Genomic DNA, 18,598 nt, shown 5'->3' on the forward strand with positions numbered 1-18,598 from the left:
CGGCGCGCGGAGGCCTCGCCCTCCGCGCGCCGGCCGCGCCCGCTTCAGGGCGTCTTCAGCGTGAGCCCGCCGTCGACGACGATCTCGACGCCGGTCACGTACTTGGCCTCGTCCGAGGCGAGGTAGAGCGCCGCATAGGCGACGTCCCAGGCATCGCCCATCCGGCCCATCGGCGGTTGCGCGTTGCGCTTCGCCACGATCGCCGCGATGTCGCCGCCGCTGCGCTGCCCGGCGAGGCGCGCTTCCACCAGCGGCGTGTGCATGAGGCCCGGCACCACCACGTTGCAGCGGATGCCATGCGGGGCGTAGCGCACCGCGATCATCTTGCTGAGCGCCGTGACGCCGGCCTTGGAGGCCGCATAGGCCATCAGGTCGTTGCCGATGTTCCGCATCGCCGCGATGGAGGAGAGGTTCACGATGGCGCCCCCGCCCTGCTTCTTCATCAGCGGCAGGACGGCGCGGGTGCTCAGATGCACATAGTGCAGGTTGTGGTGGAACTGCCGGTGCCAGGCCTCGGGCGTCAGCTCCTCCGGCCCGCCGGGCACGCTGCCGCCGACATTGTTGACCAGGATGTCGATGCCGCCGAAGGCCGAGAGGGTGGCCTCCACGATCCGCGCGATCTCGCTCTCCTGGGTCACGTCGCCGGAAAGGGCGAAGGCCTGGCCGCCCTCCTTCGCGATGAGGGCGGTGGTCTCCTCGGCGGCGGCGAGGTGCAGGTCCACGCAGGCCACCTGCGCGCCCTCCCGCGCGAAGAGCACCGCCATGGCGCGGCCATTGCCGATCCCCTCTCCGACGGAGCCGGCGCCGAGGATGAGGACGCGCTTGCCGGAAAGGCGGCCACCCGACCGATTCTGACCTCCGGGCTGCGTCCCCCGATCGTCGGACGGGGCCATCAGCGCTGCGCCCAGGGCGTGGTGGCCCAGAGCTGCCTGTAGCGCTCCTCGTCCTGCCGCAGGCGCGTGAACCAGGCATCGCCCGCCTCGTATTGCACGAGCAGCGAGCGCGCCTCGATCGCCTTGATGAACTCCGGATCCCGCGCGATGTCCGCCGTCGCCTCGCGGAAGCGCGAGACGATATGGTCGGGCGTGCCGACGGGCATCACGAGGCCGCGCTCGGAGGCCATGTTCACGTTCAGCCCCTTCTCCTGCAGCGTCGGCAGGTCGGGCGCGAAGCGGCTGCGCTGCGGCGCGGCCAGGGCCAGCAGGCGCATGCCCTCGTTATTGGCGAGCACGTAGCCGAGGTTGAGGCCGGTCGCGACGATCTGATTGCCGAGGATGGCGGTGCGGATCGGCGGGTCGCCCTGGAAGGCCACATGGTTGAAGCGCAGCCCCGTCGCGGCCTGGATGAGCACCACGAGCAGGTGATCGTCCGTGCCGATGCCGGGCGAGCCGAAGGTGATGCTTTCGGGCGCACGGCGCGCGGCCTCGAAGAGCTGCTCGATGCTCTGATAGGGCGAGGAGGAGGCGACGGAGATGGCGGAGGGATCGCCGATCAGGTTGCCGATGCCCTGGAAGTCGCCGAGCTTGAACTGCGCCGGGCGCTCGATGGGAATGGTCAGCAGGCCCGGCATGTTGGTGGTGCCGAGGACGGTGCCGTCCGGCCGGCCGCGCGCGATGGCCGCCAGCGCGACCTCGCCGCCCGCGCCGGGCCGGTTGGAGACCACGACCGTGCCCTGGATGCGCGGCTCCAGGAAGCGCGCATAGAGGCGGGCATCGACGTCGGTGGCGCCGCCCGGCGTGAAGCCCACGATGATCTCGATGGGCCGGTCCGGCCGCCAGGACTGGGCGAGGGCAGGGGCGGCGAGCACCGCGGGCGCGGTGCCGAGAAACAGGCGTCTTTTCATTTTTTCTTTCCTCCCGATGCCGTCTTTGCGGCGCCTTTGAGCGATGCCCGATGAGCAGGCCCTAATGCGTGGGCTCGTTGCCCTGGAGCCAGGCGATGAGCCGCCCCAGCCCCTCCCGCATGTCCACCTGCGGCTTCCAGCCGATCGCCTCGTAGGCCTTCTCATGCGCGATGCGGAAGGCGCCGCCCGAGGTGAGGCGCACCTTGCCCGGCGTGTCGCCCACGAAGGTGGGCGCGGGTCCGCCGCCGGCGAGGTCGGTCACCAGGGCGACGAGCTCCTTCGTCGTCACGGGCGTGGGGCCGGAGCAGTTGACCGCGACGTTGCTGGCCGCGCTCTCGAAGGCCATGCGGTTGGCGCGGGCGAGGTCGCCCACATAGACGAAGTGCTTGGTCTCGCTGCCGTCGCCGAAGATCTCGGGCGGCTCGCCCTTCTTCAGCTTCTCCAGCGTCTCGATGATGTAGAGCGCATTGGCGGCGCGATGGTGCTGCCGCTCCCCATAGACGGTGGAATAGCGCAGCACGACGTGCGGCAGGCCCCGCTTCTGCGTGTAGGTGCGGCAGAGCTGCTCGCCGATGATCTTGGTGGCGCCGTAGATGATGGCGGCCGGCGGCGCGCCCTCGGAGAAGAAGGGCGTGGCCTCGACGAGGTCGCCCTTGATGCCGGGGCCGTAGCCGTAGGTAGCGTTGGAGGAGGCGAAGACCACCTTCTTCACGCCGCGCGTGACGGCCGCCTCAAGGGCGTTCTGCACGCCGCGGATATTGACGTCGAGGCCGCCCCAGGGGTCGCGGTCCATGTTCAGCGTCATGTAGGCGGCCAGCAGCAGCGCGCCGTCCATGCCCTCCATGGCCTGCAGCAGGTCGCCCATGCGCATCACGTCGCCGCGGATGATCCTGAGGCGCGGATTGTCCTTCAGATGCGCGACGGCGGATTCGGCGCCCATGGAGAAATTGTCGAAGAGGCGGACTTCCGCCGCGCCGGCGTCGAGCAGCTCGGCCGCCGTGGCGGAGCCCACGAGGCTGCCGCCGCCGATGATGATGAACCTGCCGCCGGCAATGGGCACTGAAGCCATGCGATTTCCCCCGTATAATCTCTTGGGGCGAGCATGGAACGCCTCGCCGGTCAGGGCAATGCGGGGGCCCACTGCACCGCCCAGCTCTGGCGTAGCAGGCAGCGCCGCTGCGCGTCGAAGCGGTAGATCACCAGGCCGTCATAGGCCTCGCGCGTGTCGCTCGCCGTGAGGATGTAATCCGCCTTCCAGCGTACCAGCGCGGCCTCGGGCGTGAAGCCGAGAATCTCCGTCGTGCAGCTCAGCTCCCGCTGGCCGCCGAACTGCGCGGCGACATGGCGCAGGATGGCCTCGGGCCCCTCGAGCGGCGGGGCATGGGGCTTGAGGAAGTAGCGGGCCTCCGGCGCGAAGGCGCCATGGAGCAGGGTGATGTCGTGCCGGGTGATGGCGCCGACGACGCGCTCCAGCCACTCTTCGAACCAGGGCTCCGGCGCGTCGCCGAACAGCATCAGCGCCATTCGATCTCGGGCATCATCACGACCGGCAGGCGGGCGACCGAGAGCCGGCGATGGCGGAGCTCCACCGGCACGTCGACGCGCGGCGCCCCGCCTTCGGGCGGAACGCGTCCGGCCAAGCTGACAACCGTGCGCAGCATGGGCGCCTGCGTGGGGGCGATGAACCCGGCCTGGGTCAGCAGCGTCACCGCCTCCGCCGCGCCGGTGAGCTGGAGCGTGCCGCGCCCTTCGGGCTGCAGCTCCGCGTCCAGCGTCAGCGTCGCGGACATATTGGCCACGACCTCGCCGGTGCGGAACTCGCCGCGCTCCAGGCTGACCGCGCCACCGGCGTCGCGCCAGGCGGCGACCGTCGCCTCGGGCGGGCGCGTCAGCCGGCCCGTGACCTGGACGGTGTCGAAGCCCGGCAGGCCCTGCGTCACGAAGCGGTTGGCCCGGATATTGACCGCCGTGCCGAAGAATTCGGCGGAGACCTCGCCGATGTCGGTGAGGCCGCCGATCCGCAGCTGCTCGCCCTCCAGCGTGCCGCCCCGGCCGTCCAGCCGCACGCGAAGACCGAGCGACCGATACTCGACGGGCGTGATGCCGTTCAGATGGCTCAGCGCCTGGGCGCCGCCGAAGACGACGCGCAGCTGGCGGATGTCCTGCGGGACGAGGGCGAGGGTCAGCCGCTCGGCCTGCCAGCCCAGCCCCATGGGCGACTCGGCGCGCAGCTGGTCGAGCCGGAGGCCGGCGGAGAAGGGGAAGCCCGTGTGGATGGGCGGGGCATGGGTGATACGCCAGCCCTCGGCCGTGCGGGCCCGGGTCCAGCGCGCCAGCTCGACCTCGAGGCGGGCGGTGGCCTCGTGCCAGACGAAATAGGCGCCACCACCCGCGAGGGCGATCAACACCACGAGGACGGCCAACCATTTTTTCGCCATGCGGGAGGGCTTATAGAGGGATGGTCGTTTCGCAAAGGTACTTTCTAGGGTGTCGCCCCTGCCATTGGATGCCGACGGGCATCTCTATGTCTTCGCCTACGGCTCGCTGATCTGGCGGCCGGGCTTTTCCCATCTGGGGCACGAGCCGGCCACGCTGCGCGGCTTCCACCGGCGCTTCTGCCTCTGGTCGCAGCACTATCGCGGCACGCCGGAAGTGCCGGGCCTGGTGCTCGGGCTGGACCGCGGGGGAAGCTGCCGGGGCGTGGCGTTCCGGGTGTCCGAGACGGAGGCGCCGGAGGTGCTCGACTACCTGGAAGCGCGCGAGAACCTCAATGGCGACAAGGTCTATGACCGACGGCTGCTGGCGCTGCGGCTGGCCTCGGGCCGCTCGGTCCAGGGCATCGCCTATGTCGCGGACCGGGCGCACCCGGCCTATTGCCGCCCCTGCGAGCAGAGCACCGCCGCCACCATCGCGCGCGGCCGCGGCGAGGCCGGCCTCAACCGGGACTACCTGCTGAACACCGCCAGCCAGCTGGCCTCCCTCGGCCTGCGGGACCGGAAGCTGGAGCGCCTGGTGCGCCTCGTCCTGGCAAGCCCCGCTTAACCTTTCGCCGCGATGATCCATGGCGGAGGAACGACGCCATGGATGAGGATGTGCGGGAGGCCCGGCTCCGCTGCACGCGGCACCTGGCCGAGCTGCATCGGCTGCACCTTGCCCTGCTGGGCGAGGCGCGCGGGCTGAAGCGCTTCACCGCCGAAGGGCGTGCCGCCGTGGAGATCGAGATCGTGGCGGAGCTGATGGAGCAGTACCTCTCCGCCAGTGGCGCCTTCCTGGAGAATATGCGCGGCCGGATGGAGGCGCGGCTCGGCCTGCTGCGACGGGGCGAACCCCTCGCGCATGGCCGGGCGGAGGAGGCGCCCGGCCATGGCGGATTCTGGCTCGGCTTCTCGCGGCTCTGCGCCGTCCTGCGACGGACGGCGCGTTAGCCGCGAGGGGAAGGCTTTCAGCCCTCCTTGAGCTGCGTCCCGAAGGCGGCCGCGTAGCGCGCGGCGAATTTCGGCTTCACCTCGGGATTGACGATGCGCGGCGGCATGCGCCCCGCCGCGATGTCCGAGAAGGCGAGCGCCGCGATCTTCGTGATGTTTGCGCGGCTCTCATTCGTCACGCCGGCGGTGTGCTGGCTGGCGATGACGGCGCGGTGGTGCAGCAGCGGATGGTCGGTCGGCGGGGGCTCCACCTCCCAGACGTCCAGGCCGGCCGTGGCCACCTGGCCGGAATTCAGCGCGTCCAGCAGCGCGGCCTCGTCATGGATGGAGCCGCGGGCGGTGGTGACGAAGATCACGCCCTTCTTCATCTTGGCGAAGGCCGCGGCGCCGATCAGGCCGCGCGTCTGGGGCGTCAGCGGGCAGTGGATGCTGACGACGTCGGCCTCGGCGAAGAGCGTGTCGAGGTCGACCTTCTCCACGCCGCGCGCCTTCAGCGTCGCCGCGTCCACATAGGGGTCGGCGGCGATGACGCGGCAGCCGAAGGCCAGGCGGCAAATCTCGGCGACGCGCGTGCCCACATGGCCGCAGCCGACGAGGCCGACGGTACGGTTCCGGAGCTCCCAGCCCATCATGGTGGCGCGGTTCTGGGCCTTGCCGGCGATCATCGCGGCATGGGACTCGGGCATGCGCTTGAGGCAGGCGAGCATCATGCCCACCGCGTGCTCGGCCACGCCTTCGGCATTGCCGCCGGCCTGGTTGACCAGCGCCACGCCGGCCTCGGTGCAGGCGACCGGATCGAGCGGATCGTAGCCGGCGCCGTAGCTTGCGGCCATCAGCAGGTTGGGAAGCTTGCCCAGCAGCTCGGCATGGACGTGCAGCGGCTTGGGAAGCTCGTCGCGCGCGGCCATGACGTAGTAGCCGTGGCAGGAGGAGAGCGTCTGCACCGCCTCGGCCGTGCTGGCCTCCAGCGGGATGTGGATGACCTCGAGCGCGGGGTCCTTGGCGCAGGTCTCGAGGAACATCTGGTGCGGAACGAAGCCGTAATAGGCGAGGCGGAACTTTGCCATAGTGATGAGAACACTCCCTTGGTCGCGGGGAAATTCGCGCGAAGCGGCGGGCTTGCAAAGGGGGGCGATTGCCCGACCCCGGCCGCGCTTCTAGGTTGCGGCGCGCAAACGGAGGGGGGCTGGCCCTCGCGGCAGGCGGAGGTGGCCTGGTGCGATCAGGCTCCGCAGGGGAGTGGAATTATGCCGAACGTGCTCGTCGTCACCGCGCATCCGGGGGATTTCGTCTGGCGCGCCGGCGGTGCCATCGCCCTGCATGCCAAGGCCGGCCACAAGGTGCACATCGTCTGCCTGGCCTTCGGCGAGCGCGGCGAGAGCCAGGGCGCCTGGGCCAAGCCGGGCGCGACCCTCGAAGGCGTGAAGGCGGGCCGCAAGGCCGAGGCCGAGGCGGCGGCGGCGGCGCTGGGCGCCACCATCGAATTCTACGACGCGGGCGACTATCCGCTCGTGACGACGCCCGCGATGCTTGACCGGCTGGTGGATACCTACCGCGCGCTGCGGCCGGAATTCGTGCTGACCCACGCGGCCAGCGATCCCTACAATATGGACCATCCGACGGCCTGTCAGTTCGCCCAGCATGCGCGCATCGTGGCGCAGGCCGCGGGGCACAAGCCCGGGCCGGACGCCGTCTACCGCGCCCCGCAGGTCTATATGTTCGAGCCGCACCAGACCGAGATGTGCGGCTTCAAGCCTGACGTCATCCTCAATATCGACGCCGTCTGGGAAACCAAGCGCAAGGCCTTCGAATGCCTGCCCGCGCAGACGCATCTCTGGGCCTATTACGAGCGCGTCGCGCTCAACCGGGGCATCCAGGGCGCGCGCAACGCCGGCATCAAGATGACCTATGGCGAGGCGTACCAGCGCGTCTTCCCTGAAGTACTGGAGGTTTTTCGCTGATGGATTTTGCCCTGACCCCTGATCAGGAGGCCGTTCGCGAAGGCGTGGTCGCGCTCTGCTCGGGCTTCGACGACGCCTATTGGCATGGCTGCGACAAGGCGCATGAATTTCCGCACGCCTTCCACAAGGCGATCGCGGAGGCCGGCTACCTCGGCATCTGCATCCCCGAGGAATACGGCGGCTCCGGCCTCGGCATCCACGATGCGGCGATCATGATGGAGGCGATCAGCGGCTCCGGCGCGGGGATGACCGGCGCCTCGGCCATCCACATGAACATCTTCGGCCTCAACCCGGTGGTGGTCTTCGGCACGGAGGAGCAGAAGGCGCGCTTCCTGCCGCCGCTGGTGCGCGGCGAGGAGAAGGCCTGCTTCGGCGTGACCGAGCCGACCACGGGCCTCGACACCACGCGGCTGAAGACGCGCGCGGTGCGCAAGGGCGACAAGTACATCGTCGACGGCCAGAAGGTCTGGATCAGCACGGCACAGGTGGCGGACCGCATCCTGCTGCTGGCGCGCACCACGCCGCTCGACCAGGTGTCGAAGCCGACCGAGGGCCTCTCGCTCTTCTACACCAAGCTGGACCGCGACCGCGCCCGCGTCGTCGAGATCGACAAGATGGGCCGCGCCGGCGTGGACTCGAACGAGATCTTCTTCGAGGGCTACGAGGTGCCGGCCGAAGACCGCATCGGCGAGGAAGGCAAGGGCTTCCGCTACATCCTGCACGGCATGAACCCCGAGCGCGTGCTGATCGGCGCGGAGGCCATCGGCCTCGGCCGTGCGGCGCTGGCGCGCGCGGCGGGCTATGCGAAGGAGCGCGTGGTGTTCGGGCGCCCGATCGGCCAGAACCAGGGCGTGCAGCATCCGCTGGCGGCGGACTGGATGGCGCTGGAGGCGGCCTGGCTCATGGTGCAGAACGCGGCCTGGCGCTACGACCAGGACCTCGACTGCGCGGCACAGGCCAATGCCGGCAAGTACCTCGCGGCCGAGGCGGGGCTGAAGGCCTGCCAGAACGCCATCATGACGCATGGCGGCTTCGGCTATGCCCGCGAGTATCACGTGGAGCGCTACATGCGCGAGGCGATGATCCCCTGGATCGCGCCCGTTAGCCCCAACCTCATCCTCTGCCACATCGCCGAGCGCGTGCTGGGGCTGCCGAAGAGCTACTGACGACCGAGCCAGGCCTCGAGATTCTCCAGGGAGGAGGCGAGGCCGGCCGCATGATCCTCGGGCCGGATGGCGTCGGGGACATTTGTACAGGTGATGGTGACCTGCGTGCCGATCGGGACGGGGGCGAGGGACCAGGTCATGGTCATCGCTCCCGCGAAGGCAGGATCCTCGGATTCGAACCGGATTTCCTGCACGAGGCGCCGGTTCGGCAGGAGCTCGACGAAGCGCCCCTGCACCACATCGGCCATCGCGGAGCTCTTGCCCGGCGCGCCGTCGCCGGGCGCGTCATAGGTCAGGATCATGCGATAGGTGCCGCCGGCTTGCGGCTCGAAATGCTCGAGCCGTGCCGTCATGCCCTTCGGCGGCAGCCAGGCGATCCAGGCCTGCGGATCCACGAAGGCCTGGTAGATGCGGGCGGGCGCGGCGCGGACGAGCCGCGAGGCCTGGTCCTTTCGCGAAGACTGGCCCGTCCGCGGCATCTCAGCCCGCCGGCGGCCGGTGCTGCGCCCAGGGGCGGGCCTGCTCCAGCAGTGCGCCGAGCCGCAGCACATCCGTCTCCGCGCCCCATTTCCCCACGATCTGCACCGCCGTCGGCAGCCCGTCCGTGCCGAAGCCGGAGGGCAGCGAGAGCGCCGGGTGGCCGGTCAGGTTGAAGGGGTACTGGTAGGCCGTCCAACCCTGGCGGGTGATGCCGTACTTCACGCCGTCGACATCCACCTCGTCATTGGCGGCGTCGAACTCGACGGGAAGCGCGGTGCGGGTCGTGGTGGGGGTGATGAGGAAGTCGTAGCGGGCGAACAACGCCTGGATGGCGTGGAACAGCCGCGTGCGCGCGAACTGTGCCTTGCGGAAGTCGTGCAGGCTGAAGCCGTCGCCACGCTCCATGAAGGCCAGCGTGACGGGGTCCATCTGGTTCTGCCAGCGCGGCAGGAACTGCGCGAAGCCGACCGCGAAGCCCGCCTGATACAGGACCCGGCCCTCGTATTCGATCCAGTCGATCTCGTCCTGCACCTCCTCGACCTCGGCGCCCATGGCGGCCCAGGCCTCGAGCGAGGCGGCGGTGTTCGCCGTCACATCGGCCGCGACGCGCGGGTTGTGGCAGCGCGGGATGTAGCCGATGCGGACGGCGGAAAGGTCGCTGCCGACGAGCTGCGGGGAGAGCTGCCGGCGATCCTCGCCCTTCAGCGACCAGACGTCCTTCGAGGCGCCGCCGGTCAGCACCGCATGCATCACGGCCGCGTCGGTGACGGTGCGGGTGAGGGGACCGGCGAAGGTGTTGTTGGCGTAGGTGTCGGTCGCCGTCTCGTAGGGCACGGTGCCGAGCGTCGGCTTGAGGCCGACGACGCCGCAGCAGGCGGCGGGGCCGCGCACCGAGCCCGCGCCGTCCGTGCCGAGGCCGAGCGGGCCGAGCCCGGCCGCCACCGCCGCCGCCGCGCCGCCGCTCGATCCGCCGGAGGTGCGGCTGAGGTTCCAGGGGTTGCGGGTGATGCCGTGCGGCGGGCTGTCGGTGAGGCCCTTATTGCCGAATTCCGGCGTGGTGGACTTGCCGATGATGATGGCGCCGGCCTCGCGCAGGCGCGCCACCAGCACGTCGTCCGCCGGCGCGGGGGGCGCATCCGTGAAGATCGCCGACCCCTTGCGCGTCGGCACGTCGCGGACGTCCAGCAGATCCTTGATGTTGACCGGCACGCCATGCAGCGGCCCAAGTTTGCCGCCGGCGCGCACGGCCTTCTCGGCCGCCTTCGCATCGGCGCGCGCCGCCTCGGCCATGACCTCGACAAAGGCATTCAGGCGCGGCTGCTCACGCGCGATCGCGCCCAGCACGGTCTCCACATAATCCACGGGCGAGAGCTTGCCGCGGCGGATGAGCGAGGCAGCAGTGGTGGCGGGCGTGAACAGCAGGTCGTCATCGGACATGGGAGAACTCCGTCTTGCGGCGTGAAGAGTGCTGGCGCTTCGCGTCGGACACAAGCGATCCCCCCTGTCCATTTTGCCATGAACCGATCAGACTTTGTGCAAGGCGAGGAACAATCGCGCGGCAGGTATAATCTTTTGGAGAGGCTTGGGATGATGTTGAACTTCTTCAGGCGCGGTCTGGCGGCCGCGATGCTGCTCACCGGTGTGGGCGCCGCGGCGCAGGAATTTCCGCAGCCCGGCAGGCCGCTGATGTTCGTCTCGGGCTTTCCCGCCGGCACCGCCATCGACATTTACGGCCGCCTCATCCAGGAGCGCGCGCAGCGCGAGTTCGGCGTGCCCATGGTGATCGACATCCGCGCCGGCGCCTCGGGCAATATCGGCATGGAATACGTCGCGCGCGCGGCGCCGGACGGGCACACCATCATCCTCGCGACCTCGGCGATGATGGCGATCAACCCGGCCGTCTTCCCGCGCATGACCGTCGATCCGCAGACGGATCTGGTGCCCATCCTCGGTGTCTTCGACGCGCCGAACTTCATGACAGTCAGCACTGAGATGCGGCCGCAATTCACCACCTGCCAGTCGGTCATCGACGCGGCCCGGCAGCGGCCGGGGCAGCTGAACTATGCCAGCACGGGCGCCGGCGCCTCGACGCATCTGGCCGGCGCGCAATTCGCCTCCGTCCTGGGGCTGGACCTGGTCCACGTGCCCTATCGCGGCGGCCCCTTCGCGATGACGGCGCTCTACCAGGGCGCGGTGGATGTCTTCTTCTACCAAACCGGCCCGGTGATCGAATTCTACCGCGAGGGGCGGGTGCGCCTGCTGGCCGTCACCTCCGGCGAGCGCGTTGCCGCGGTGCCGGAGGTGCCCACCGTGGCCGAGGCCTGCAACCTCCCGGGCTTCGACAGCACCACCTGGTACGCGCTGATGGCGCCGGCCCGCACGCCCCCCGCGATTCGGAACCGGCTGACGGAGGTCTTCACCCGCATCGCCAACGAGCCCGAGCTGCGCGAGCGCATCACGGCCATGGGCTTCGCCCCGAACGTGCAGACGCCCGAAGCGACCCGCGCGCGGCTGGCGCGGGATGCCGTGACCTGGCGCGGCGTCGTCGAGCGCACCGGCGCGCGCGCGGAGTAGCGTGGACCTCCGCCAGCTCAGGCTCTTCCGGCGGATCGTCGCGGAGGGCAGCTTCTCGCGGGCCGCGGCCGTGCTCGGCATCGCGCAACCCGCGCTGAGCCGTCAGGTGCGGGCGCTGGAGGAGGAGCTCGGCATCCGGCTCCTCCACCGCAACGGCCGCGGCGTGATCCCGACCGAGGATGGCCGCCGCTTCGCCGAGGCGGTGGCGCCCGTGCTCGACGATCTCGCCCGCATCCGCGACGAGGCGATCGCCGCGCAGGGCGTGGCGCGCGGGCGCCTGCGCGTGGCCATGCCGCCCTCGGTCGCGGCGGCGCTGGGCCCGGCGCTGATGCGCCATCTGCGCGCCGAGATGCCGGGCGTCCAGCTGCACCTGCAGGATGCCTTCACCGGCACCATCCTCGAATGGCTGACGCGGGGCGAGGTGGATGTGGCGGTGCTCAACTCCATGCGGCGCAGCGCCGCGGTGAGCACCGAGCCGCTCTACGACGCGCATCTCTTCCTGGTCCATCCGCCCGGCGATCCGCGCGTGCTGCGGCGCCTGACGCCGGAGGGTGAGATCACGCTGGCGGAGGCGGCGTCGCTGCCGCTGCTGCTGCCCGGGCGTCATCATGGCGTGCGCCGGGAGATCGAGGCCGCCCTCTCGGCCGCGGGCCTGCGCGCCGCGCGGATCGAGGACATCGATTCCCTGACGGGCGTGAAGCACATGGTGGCCGAGGGCCTGGGCTACACGCTCTTCGCCTGGGACGCGGTGGCGCTGGAGATCCAGGCGGGCATCCTGGCGGCGACGCGGGTCTGCGCGCCGGTCCTGCTGCACGGCTTCGTGATCGGAACTTCCGCCGATGTCTCGCCGGCGGGGCGCGCGGTGGTGCGCTTCCTCCGCGCGGAGGTCCAGCGCCGGATCGCCGACGGCCGGCTGCGCGCCAGCCCTGGTTGATCCGGCCCCGGCTGATCCGAGAAGGCGGTCAGGCCGCCAGCGCTTCCGCCTGCGCGCTCTGGCGCAGCGTCGGCAGCACGTCGCGGCCCAGGCGCTCGATCGCGGCGAGCACGGCGGGCGTCTGAAGGCCGGAGAAGCCGCAATACATGCTCATATGCGTGGGGCGCAGCACCTTGATGTCGTTGGCCAGGATGCGCGTCACCTTCTCGACGCTGCCGATCGGCGTGTTCTCCAGCAGCCAGTCGATGCTCGGCTCGCCCTCGAAGGGGACGGAATGCATGCGCACGCCGTCGCGCGGCGGCACGGGCACGCGCAGCGAGAGCGTGGTGCGCGCCAGCTTGAGCAGGCCCTCCGCGGCGCGGCGCTGCTCGGCCGGATCGTCGGTGACGAAGATGTAGCGCTGCAGGCCGAGCGGCATGTCGCGGCCGGAGAAGCCGCCGGCACGGTAGCCTTCCTCGGCCTTCTGCTTCAGCGGCAGCGCCATCTCGGCAGTGCGCACGCCCTGGCTGATGAGCAGCGTGGCGCCCACGCGGCCCGCGCGCTCCAGCAGGCTGCCGCTCGCGCCCGCCAGGTAGATCGGCGGCAGGCCGGGGGCCATGCAGATGGGCGCGGCCGGATAGCTGTAGTGCTTGCCCTGATGGTCCACGCGGCCGGTCGTGAGGCCCTGCTCGAGGATGTCCCAGCCCTCGTGCATCATCTCGCTGCGGGCGGCGAGGTCGATGCCGTAGCCGTTGAACTCGTGCGCCTGGTGGCCGGTGGCGAGGCCGAGGTTGAGGCGGCCGTCGCACATGGTCTGCGCGAAACCGATCTCCTGCACCGCCCGCAGCGGATTATGCAGCGGCAGCACGATCACCCCCGTGCCGAGGCGGATGCGCTTCGTCAGCCCGGCGCAATGCGCGACCATCATCAGGGGCGAGGGGCAGATGGAGGCGCTGGTGAAATGGTGCTCGGCGAACCAGGTCGCGTCGAAGCCCGTCTTCTCGGCCAGCTGCACGGCGGCGGCGGTCAGCTCGAAGACCTGCGCGGGCGTCTCCTCGTCGTGATTGAGCGACATCAGGTTGAACAGCGCCATTTCCATCGCGGGCAAGTCTCCAGAGCGTTTTCGCCCCCACGATAGCAGCCGGCGCTGCATCGGCCCCCCTCGCTGAGGGCCTAGCGGTTATGCTTCCCGTAGCAGGTCAGCCATGCCGGCCATGGCGGATTCCAGACGGGTGAGGACCGCGCGCGCCTGTTCCGGCGCCACGGCCTCGAAGCGCAGGACGGTGCCCGGCACCGACTGGCCGAGCCGGTGGAGGTCCGCCGTGATGACGGTGCAGATCTTCGGATAGCCGCCGGTGGTGTGCCGGTCGGGCAGCAGGGCGATGGGCTGGCCGCTGCCCGGAACCTGGAGGCAGCCCGTGGCATTGCCGTCGGAGGTGATCTCCGGCCGGCCGAGATGGGTGAGCTGCGGGCCGGAAAGCCGCAGGCCCATGCGGTCCGCTTCCGGCGTGACGGTGAAGTCGGAAGAGAGCAGCGCGTCGATGGCCGCCTCGGAAAAATGGTCGTCCTGCGGGCCGAGCACGACGCGCAGCGGCCGGTCGCGCTCCGCCGGGACGGGGTGGGGCAGGCGGCGCTCGCGCCGCGAAGCCGCGGCAGGCTGCGCCAGCGGCAGGAGGTCGCCGGCCTGGACCCGGCCGCCATGCAGCCCGCCGAAGCCTGCGCGCGTGTAGGTCGAGAGGCTGCCGAGAACGGGCGCGAGGGCGAAGCCGCCCTCCACGGCCAGGTAGCAGGCGCCGCCCGAGATCCGTCCGATCTTCAGGACTTCGCCCCGGCGGAGCGTGAAGCTCTGCAGCATCGGAGGCGCGACGTCGGCGCCGGCCAGGGCGAAGCGGGCGGATTCCGCCTCCACCTCGATCGTGCAGCCTACGCGACACATCTCCAGCGCGGCGGTTCCGGGCGGATTGCCGACGACGAGATTGGCGCTGCGCAGCGAGATGGGGTCCAGCGCGCCCGAGGGCGGCACGCCCAGCCGCTGATAGCCCGTCCGGCCGAGGTCCTGGACCGTGGTGAAGAGGCCGCCTTCCACGATGCGGAGCACGGCGCTCATGCCCGGCACAGCGCGACGGGGTCGGCGCCTTCCCGGAAGCCGGCCGAGAGGGCCTCGAACTCCGCGGGAGGGACGGGGCGGAAGCTGACCTCGTCGCCCGTCGCGATCAGCGCCGGGCGCGCCAGCCGCGTCGCATCGAAGAGCGGAACGGGCGTCCGGCCGATGAGGCTCCATCCGCCGGGGACGGTCTGCGGATAGATCGCGGTGAACTCGTTCGCCACGCCGAGCGAGCCAGCGGGAACGGCGAGGCGCGGGATGGTGCGCCGGGGCGCCGACAGCCGGGGATCGAGGCCCGCCAGATAGGGGAAGCCCGGGTAACCGCCGACCATGGCCGCGTGATACCGGCCCGCCGAATGGATCTCCACCACCCCCTGCGGCGAGAGGCCGAGGCGGGCCGCCAGCTCCGCGAGGTCGGGCGCGCGCTCGCCCTCGTAGCAGATGGGCAGCACCCAATGCGCGGGCGCCGTCTCGGCCTCGGTGGCGGCGGGCAGGTCGTCCAGCAGCGCCTTCAGGCGGCGCAGGCTCAGCCGGGACGGATCGACATGGATGGTCAGCGAGCGCAGCGTCGCCACGCGCTCGACGATGCCGTCGATCCCCTCGAGCTGCCGGTCCAGCCGGCGCGCCCGCGCCGCCGCCTCGGGCGTGTAGGAGGCCGCGAATTCGACGGTGAGGGCGCCGTCGCCGACGGGCAGGAGACGTGGCTCGGAAGGAATCATCGCGCCAGCTTGCACCGCCCTCATGGACGGGCAAGAGGCCCCGGTCCATCATCGCGCCCATGGTGGCGGTCTCCCTCAACGCCGATCTCGGCGAAAGCTTCGGGCCCTGGAAGATGGGCGACGACGCGGCCTTGCTGCCGCTCATCAACGCGGCGAGCCTCGCTTGCGGCTATCATGCCGGCGATCCGGAGATCATGGCCGAGACGGTGCGGTTGGCGCTCGCCGCCGGCTGCAGCATCGGCGCCCATCCCGGCTTCCCGGACCTGCAGGGCTTCGGCCGGCGGGCCCTGAAGATGTCGGCCCGCGAGGTCGAGGCCATCACGGCCTATCAGGTCGGTGCGCTGGCCGGCACGGCGGCGCTGCATGGCGGCAAGGTCACGCATGTGAAGCCGCACGGCATGCTGAACACCATCGCGAGCGCGGAGGAGGATCTCGCCCGCGCCATCGCCCGCGCTGCCCGGGCGGTGGACCGCGACATGATCCTGGTCGTGCTGCCGGGCACCGAGCTCGAGAAGGCCGGGCGCGCGGAGGGCCTGGCCTGCGCCCTCGAAGGCTATGCCGATCGTCTCTACGAGCCCGACGGCCGGCTCGCCTCCCGCGCCCTGCCGGATGCGGTGCATCATGACATCGCCGTGATCCGCGAGCAGGCGCTGCGCATGGTGCTGGAAGGCGAGGTCATCGCCCGCGGGGGCGTCCGGTTGAAGCTGGCGGTGCAGACACTCTGCCTCCATGGCGACGAGCCGAGCGCGGTGGAGGCCGCGCGGCAGGTCCGCGCCGGGCTGCTCGAAGGCGGGGCGCAGCTCCTGACACTGCCACGGATGATGGCGGCGTAATCGGCGGTCCCCGTGATCGTCGAACGACTTTTCTCTTTTTCTTTCGCCGGGCCGGCCCGTCGCCGCAGTGCAGCGAATCGGGTTAGATCGACCCGGCACGACGACGAAGGGACCAAGGGTTTGTCTGGCTTCCTGCTGCTGATGGCGCAGGCCGTGATCTACTTCGCCGTGATGACCCTGGTGCTGAGGGCCCGTCGCAGTATCGGGATCGGGGTTTTCGTCTGCGCCCTGGGCGTGATGCACTTCCTCGAGACCTACCTGGCCGCCGTCTTCTTCATTGAGCTGCCCTTCGGGCTCATCTCCCCCGGCTCCACGGTCATGTTCAGCGGCAAGCTCGCCATGATCCTGCTCCTCTACATCATCGAGGACAGCGAGACGGTGCGGGAGCCGATCTACGGCCTCCTGATCGGCAATGCGCTGATGATCGCGCTGGTCCTGCTGCTGCGCTTCTACGAGCCGGCGGCGGGCCTCTCCCATCTCGGACCCGATCTCGTCCTCATCGACCATGTCGGCGTGCTGATGATCTGGGGAACGACGCTCCTCTTCCTGGACAGCCTCGCCATCATCCTGGTCTACGAGTTGCTTGCACGGCGCTGGCGCGGGCGGGTCTTCCTTCCCATTCTCGTCAGCCTGACGCTGGTCCTGACCTTGGATCAGCTGGCCTTCTTCTCCGGGCTTCATCTGGTGGCGGGGACGCCCAATTCGGCCCTTTTCGGCGGCTGGATCGCCAAGATGGGGGCGGCGCTGACCTTCGCCCTCATGGCCACCGCCTATCTGCGCTGGGTCGAGCGCATGCCGGCCGGGGGAGAGCCGGGCGGAACCGCGAAGCTCCTGGGCAAGCTCACCTACCGGCACCGTTACGAGGAGTTGCTAAGCGCCAGCGTGACGGACCCGCTGACCGGCGCGCTCAATCGCCGGCAGCTGGACAGCTCCGGCCCTGCCCATATCGCCCAGGCGGCGGCGGAAGGGCGGACACTCGCCCTGGTCCTGGTGGACCTCGACAACTTCAAACAGGTGAATGACGGCTTCGGCCATCAGACCGGCGATGCCGCGCTTCGCGTCACCGTCACCGCGCTGCGTGCCTCCATCCGGCCGAGCGACGAGATCTTCCGCTATGGCGGCGACGAGTTCGTCATCCTGGCCCATGGGCTGATCCCGGAGGATCTGCCGGCCTATGCCGAGCGCCTGCGGGCGGCGGTGGCCCGATCCGGCCAGCAGGACCCGGTGCCGCCCCTCACGGCGTCCATCGGTGCCGCCCTCTATCCGAGGGACGCTTTGCATTTCGAAGGGCTGTTCGCGAAGGCCGATCAGCGTCTCTACGAGGCCAAGGCCCATGGGCGGGACAGGGCGGCGGCGACCGACCTGGACTAAGGAGCGGAGGCGCGCAGCAGCGCCTCGATCGCCGCGGGCTCCGGGCGGCGATGGTAGAAGAGCGTGTGGAAGTCGCCGACGCGCCCTGCCAGCTCGCCCGCCGGTTGGCGGCCGAACAGCACGGGCAGCCAGATCAGGCCGAGCAGCCTGTTCACCGAGGGCGGCGTGTCCAGCCAGCCGAAGGGGCTGGCCGGCACCGTCCTGACGCGGCCTTCCCGGAAGGCGGTCAGCGCGCTCCAGGCCGGGTGGCCCTGCGCGGCGGCGGCGAAGCCCGGATCGGTGGCGAGAATCCAATCGGGGTTCCAGGCCCGGATCTGCTCGGTGCCCGTCGCGCTCCCGGCGATGGCCTCCGCGCCAGCGAGGTCGAGCGTTTCGGACGAAGCGGCGACCGGGGCGTCGAGCGCGACGGCGCCCCGCAGATACAGCACGCGCGGCCGGGTGGCCGAAGCAGGGGGGCGGGCCGCGGCCAGGATGCCCTCGGCTGCCTGCGCCAGCCTGCCGGCGGCGGGGCCACGGCCCAGGAGGGCGCCGAGCTCGCGATAGGTGTCGGGAATGCGGGCCAGGGCGCCGTCCAGCAGCAGCGTGGGCACGCCCGTCCTTTGCTGCACATCCTCGGCCAGGGCGACGTAGGGCGCGGCGACGCTGCCGTAGTCCAGCACGAGGTCGGGGCGGTCGCGCAGCAGGGCGTCGATGCCGGCGGCGCTGTCGCGGCCCGTGAGGCGGGGAAGGCCGGGCAGCCGCAGCACCTCCTCCGGCAGGAAGGCCGCCGCCGAGGCCGGTGGGGGCGCCGAGGGCCAGCCCGTCATCAGCTCGGGCGCGAGGCTATGGAGAAGAATGGCGGCCGGCGGCCCGGCCGGCACGACGCGGCGGAGGCGGTCGCCCAGCGTCACCGTGCGGCCCGTCGCGTCGCGCACCTCGCGCGCCGCCGCCGGCGTGGCCAGCAGCGTGGCGAGGAGCGCGCGGCGGAGCATCACCCCACGCCGATCATCACGTCGGAGGCCTTCACGATCGCAGTGGCCTTCATGCCTTCCTTGAGGCCGAGCTCGTCCACCGCCTCGTTGGTGATGGAGGCGGTGATCGTCTCGCCGCCCGTCAGCTTCAGCTTCACATGCGAGGTAGTCGCGCCCTTGGTGACCGAGAGCACGGTCCCGGCGATCTGGTTGCGGGCGGAAATCTTCATGGCGCGTCCCTTCCTGAGGCAGTCCGCCG

21 protein-coding genes are annotated in these 18,598 nt (G+C 70.7%); 8 read left to right on the forward strand and 13 right to left on the reverse strand.

Annotated features, from left to right (window positions below; genetic code table 11):
- Nucleotides 1-44: 44 nt before the first annotated feature.
- From KHU32_RS15850 to KHU32_RS15870, 5 genes are all read right to left on the reverse strand, one after another.
- On the reverse strand, nt 45-893 hold the full coding sequence (locus tag KHU32_RS15850) for an SDR family NAD(P)-dependent oxidoreductase (protein ID WP_213671132.1): 849 nt from the start codon (nt 891-893) through the stop codon (nt 45-47).
- Entirely contained in the window at nt 893-1,843 is a 951-nt protein-coding gene (locus tag KHU32_RS15855) for a tripartite tricarboxylate transporter substrate binding protein (protein WP_213671133.1), read from the reverse strand. Before KHU32_RS15855 ends, KHU32_RS15850 begins: the two co-directional genes overlap by 1 nt.
- Before the next feature lie 61 nt (nt 1,844-1,904).
- Nucleotides 1,905-2,912, reverse strand: coding sequence for an NAD-dependent epimerase/dehydratase family protein (locus KHU32_RS15860; RefSeq protein WP_213671134.1), 1,008 nt, complete (start codon nt 2,910-2,912; stop codon nt 1,905-1,907).
- A gap of 50 nt (nt 2,913-2,962) precedes the next feature.
- On the reverse strand, nt 2,963-3,367 hold the full coding sequence (locus tag KHU32_RS15865; protein ID WP_213671135.1) for a nuclear transport factor 2 family protein: 405 nt from the start codon (nt 3,365-3,367) through the stop codon (nt 2,963-2,965).
- Nucleotides 3,358-4,281, reverse strand: a complete 924-nt coding sequence (locus KHU32_RS15870) for a DUF2125 domain-containing protein (RefSeq protein WP_213671136.1) — start codon at nt 4,279-4,281, stop codon at nt 3,358-3,360. The genes KHU32_RS15865 and KHU32_RS15870 overlap by 10 nt, the downstream gene beginning before the upstream one ends.
- A gap of 49 nt (nt 4,282-4,330) precedes the next feature.
- Here KHU32_RS15870 and KHU32_RS15875 point away from each other — a divergent pair, with 49 nt between their 5' ends.
- Nucleotides 4,331-4,885 carry a gamma-glutamylcyclotransferase gene (locus tag KHU32_RS15875; protein WP_314075716.1) on the forward strand — a complete coding sequence of 185 codons (555 nt, stop codon included), beginning with the start codon at nt 4,331-4,333 and terminating at the stop codon, nt 4,883-4,885.
- A 38-nt stretch (nt 4,886-4,923) separates the two neighbouring features.
- Nucleotides 4,924-5,268, forward strand: a complete 345-nt coding sequence (locus KHU32_RS15880) for a hypothetical protein (protein WP_213671137.1) — start codon at nt 4,924-4,926, stop codon at nt 5,266-5,268.
- Between the two features lie 17 nt (nt 5,269-5,285).
- On the opposite strand, the gene KHU32_RS15885 is transcribed toward KHU32_RS15880, so the two are convergent.
- Entirely contained in the window at nt 5,286-6,335 is a 1,050-nt protein-coding gene (locus tag KHU32_RS15885) for a hydroxyacid dehydrogenase (RefSeq protein WP_213671138.1), read from the reverse strand.
- Nucleotides 6,336-6,515: 180 nt separating this feature from the next.
- On the opposite strand from KHU32_RS15885, the gene KHU32_RS15890 reads away from it, so the two are divergent.
- Together KHU32_RS15890 and KHU32_RS15895 are read left to right on the forward strand one after the other, a co-directional pair.
- The gene (locus tag KHU32_RS15890) at nt 6,516-7,229 is read left to right on the forward strand and encodes a PIG-L deacetylase family protein (RefSeq protein ID WP_213671139.1); all 714 of its coding nucleotides are present in this window, start codon (nt 6,516-6,518) and stop codon (nt 7,227-7,229) included.
- Nucleotides 7,229-8,395: an acyl-CoA dehydrogenase family protein gene (locus KHU32_RS15895; RefSeq protein WP_213671140.1), complete on the forward strand. Its 1,167-nt coding sequence runs from the start codon at nt 7,229-7,231 to the stop codon at nt 8,393-8,395. Before KHU32_RS15890 ends, KHU32_RS15895 begins: the two co-directional genes overlap by 1 nt.
- Here the strand turns inward: KHU32_RS15895 and KHU32_RS15900 are convergent.
- Nucleotides 8,389-8,874 (reverse strand): SRPBCC family protein, encoded by a 486-nt coding sequence (locus KHU32_RS15900; protein ID WP_213671141.1) that lies wholly within the window; start codon nt 8,872-8,874, stop codon nt 8,389-8,391. The genes KHU32_RS15895 and KHU32_RS15900 overlap by 7 nt on opposite strands.
- A gap of 1 nt (nt 8,875) precedes the next feature.
- Complete coding sequence (locus KHU32_RS15905) at nt 8,876-10,312, reverse strand: amidase (protein WP_213671142.1); 1,437 nt, start codon at nt 10,310-10,312, stop codon at nt 8,876-8,878.
- A gap of 150 nt (nt 10,313-10,462) precedes the next feature.
- Between KHU32_RS15905 and KHU32_RS15910 the strand changes: the two genes are divergently transcribed.
- The gene (locus KHU32_RS15910; RefSeq protein ID WP_213671143.1) at nt 10,463-11,449 is read left to right on the forward strand and encodes a Bug family tripartite tricarboxylate transporter substrate binding protein; all 987 of its coding nucleotides are present in this window, start codon (nt 10,463-10,465) and stop codon (nt 11,447-11,449) included.
- 1 nt (nt 11,450) lies between these two features.
- Nucleotides 11,451-12,383: a LysR family transcriptional regulator gene (locus tag KHU32_RS15915; RefSeq protein WP_213671144.1), complete on the forward strand. Its 933-nt coding sequence runs from the start codon at nt 11,451-11,453 to the stop codon at nt 12,381-12,383.
- Nucleotides 12,384-12,411: 28 nt separating this feature from the next.
- On the opposite strand, the gene KHU32_RS15920 is transcribed toward KHU32_RS15915, so the two are convergent.
- From KHU32_RS15920 to pxpB, 3 genes are all read right to left on the reverse strand, one after another.
- Entirely contained in the window at nt 12,412-13,461 is a 1,050-nt protein-coding gene (locus KHU32_RS15920) for an LLM class flavin-dependent oxidoreductase (RefSeq protein WP_213671145.1), read from the reverse strand.
- An 81-nt stretch (nt 13,462-13,542) separates the two neighbouring features.
- On the reverse strand, nt 13,543-14,469 hold the full coding sequence (locus tag KHU32_RS15925; RefSeq protein WP_213671146.1) for a 5-oxoprolinase subunit C family protein: 927 nt from the start codon (nt 14,467-14,469) through the stop codon (nt 13,543-13,545).
- Nucleotides 14,466-15,185, reverse strand: a complete 720-nt coding sequence (pxpB, locus tag KHU32_RS15930; RefSeq protein WP_213671147.1) for a 5-oxoprolinase subunit PxpB — start codon at nt 15,183-15,185, stop codon at nt 14,466-14,468. The genes KHU32_RS15925 and pxpB overlap by 4 nt, the downstream gene beginning before the upstream one ends.
- Before the next feature lie 59 nt (nt 15,186-15,244).
- Between pxpB and KHU32_RS15935 the strand changes: the two genes are divergently transcribed.
- The gene (locus KHU32_RS15935; RefSeq protein WP_249681251.1) at nt 15,245-16,018 is read left to right on the forward strand and encodes a LamB/YcsF family protein; all 774 of its coding nucleotides are present in this window, start codon (nt 15,245-15,247) and stop codon (nt 16,016-16,018) included.
- A 120-nt stretch (nt 16,019-16,138) separates the two neighbouring features.
- Nucleotides 16,139-17,389, forward strand: coding sequence for a GGDEF domain-containing protein (locus KHU32_RS15940; RefSeq protein WP_213671148.1), 1,251 nt, complete (start codon nt 16,139-16,141; stop codon nt 17,387-17,389).
- Here KHU32_RS15940 and KHU32_RS15945 read toward each other — a convergent pair.
- Both KHU32_RS15945 and KHU32_RS15950 read right to left on the reverse strand, forming a co-directional pair.
- Entirely contained in the window at nt 17,386-18,360 is a 975-nt protein-coding gene (locus tag KHU32_RS15945) for an ABC transporter substrate-binding protein (protein WP_213671149.1), read from the reverse strand. The two genes, KHU32_RS15940 and KHU32_RS15945, sit on opposite strands and share 4 nt — an antisense overlap.
- Nucleotides 18,360-18,569: a TOBE domain-containing protein gene (locus KHU32_RS15950; protein WP_213671150.1), complete on the reverse strand. Its 210-nt coding sequence runs from the start codon at nt 18,567-18,569 to the stop codon at nt 18,360-18,362. The genes KHU32_RS15945 and KHU32_RS15950 overlap by 1 nt, the downstream gene beginning before the upstream one ends.
- Between the last annotated feature and the right edge of the window lie 29 nt (nt 18,570-18,598).

This window comes from Roseococcus pinisoli (genome assembly GCF_018413645.1).
Lineage (GTDB): Bacteria > Pseudomonadota > Alphaproteobacteria > Acetobacterales > Acetobacteraceae > Roseococcus > Roseococcus pinisoli.

Coding starts and splice junctions, on each gene's coding strand:
- pxpB (WP_213671147.1), bottom strand. CDS start 15,185: ATGATTCCTTCCGAGCCACGTCTCCTGCCCGTCGGCGACGGCGCCCTC.
- KHU32_RS15920 (WP_213671145.1), bottom strand. CDS start 13,461: ATGGAAATGGCGCTGTTCAACCTGATGTCGCTCAATCACGACGAGGAG.
- KHU32_RS15885 (WP_213671138.1), bottom strand. CDS start 6,335: ATGGCAAAGTTCCGCCTCGCCTATTACGGCTTCGTTCCGCACCAGATG.
- KHU32_RS15895 (WP_213671140.1), top strand. CDS start 7,229: ATGGATTTTGCCCTGACCCCTGATCAGGAGGCCGTTCGCGAAGGCGTG.
- KHU32_RS15910 (WP_213671143.1), top strand. CDS start 10,463: ATGATGTTGAACTTCTTCAGGCGCGGTCTGGCGGCCGCGATGCTGCTC.
- KHU32_RS15935 (WP_249681251.1), top strand. CDS start 15,245: ATGGTGGCGGTCTCCCTCAACGCCGATCTCGGCGAAAGCTTCGGGCCC.
- KHU32_RS15880 (WP_213671137.1), top strand. CDS start 4,924: ATGGATGAGGATGTGCGGGAGGCCCGGCTCCGCTGCACGCGGCACCTG.
- KHU32_RS15860 (WP_213671134.1), bottom strand. CDS start 2,912: ATGGCTTCAGTGCCCATTGCCGGCGGCAGGTTCATCATCATCGGCGGC.
- KHU32_RS15865 (WP_213671135.1), bottom strand. CDS start 3,367: ATGGCGCTGATGCTGTTCGGCGACGCGCCGGAGCCCTGGTTCGAAGAG.
- KHU32_RS15870 (WP_213671136.1), bottom strand. CDS start 4,281: ATGGCGAAAAAATGGTTGGCCGTCCTCGTGGTGTTGATCGCCCTCGCG.
- KHU32_RS15900 (WP_213671141.1), bottom strand. CDS start 8,874: ATGCCGCGGACGGGCCAGTCTTCGCGAAAGGACCAGGCCTCGCGGCTC.
- KHU32_RS15850 (WP_213671132.1), bottom strand. CDS start 893: ATGGCCCCGTCCGACGATCGGGGGACGCAGCCCGGAGGTCAGAATCGG.
- KHU32_RS15945 (WP_213671149.1), bottom strand. CDS start 18,360: ATGCTCCGCCGCGCGCTCCTCGCCACGCTGCTGGCCACGCCGGCGGCG.
- KHU32_RS15855 (WP_213671133.1), bottom strand. CDS start 1,843: ATGAAAAGACGCCTGTTTCTCGGCACCGCGCCCGCGGTGCTCGCCGCC.
- KHU32_RS15950 (WP_213671150.1), bottom strand. CDS start 18,569: ATGAAGATTTCCGCCCGCAACCAGATCGCCGGGACCGTGCTCTCGGTC.
- KHU32_RS15925 (WP_213671146.1), bottom strand. CDS start 14,469: ATGAGCGCCGTGCTCCGCATCGTGGAAGGCGGCCTCTTCACCACGGTC.
- KHU32_RS15890 (WP_213671139.1), top strand. CDS start 6,516: ATGCCGAACGTGCTCGTCGTCACCGCGCATCCGGGGGATTTCGTCTGG.
- KHU32_RS15905 (WP_213671142.1), bottom strand. CDS start 10,312: ATGTCCGATGACGACCTGCTGTTCACGCCCGCCACCACTGCTGCCTCG.